Here is a 496-nt window from a genome sequence, read left to right as displayed (position 1 = left end):
CCTGGTCTGCATACACTGGGTCAGCATCCGCGGTGGGCGGCACGTAGGCGACAAAAGCTTTTTCCCCGACACCAAAAACGATCCCGAGCCAAACGGACAAGATTACGCTGAAGCCTTCGTCGCCCAACACTATCTGGGCAAAAGCAAACCCGACATCATCATCAGTAACTTTCCCGTTCCCGATGCGCTGAAAGAGGCTTTGGAAGGCGAACACGGCAAGCAGATGCAATTTGTCACCAAGACCATAGGCGAACGTAAAGTCTGGTTGAAAATGGCGGAACAAAACGCACAAATGGCGATTGCTCAACGCCGCCTGCAACAAAGCAGCCAGCAGCACCGTATTGATGAACTGGCCAAAATCCTCGGCATGGATTCAGACAGCCTCAACCGCCTTGAGTGTTTCGATATCAGCCACACGCAAGGCGAGGCCACTATTGCGTCCTGCGTTGTGTACGATGAGCAAAGCATCCAGCCTTCGCAATACCGCCGCTACAAC

The 496-nt window shown here is 53.4% G+C and carries 1 pseudogene; it reads left to right on the top strand.

Annotation, left to right across the window (positions count from 1 at the left end):
* Positions 1-496: pseudogene (gene uvrC / locus ACTHUR_RS19045) on the top strand (excinuclease ABC subunit UvrC); the annotation flags it as partial.

The sequence above is a fragment of the Neisseria sp. P0021.S007 genome (assembly GCF_051956855.1).
The sequence above is the reverse complement of the archived record's forward strand: the minus strand, read 5'-3'. Positions and strand labels throughout refer to the sequence as shown.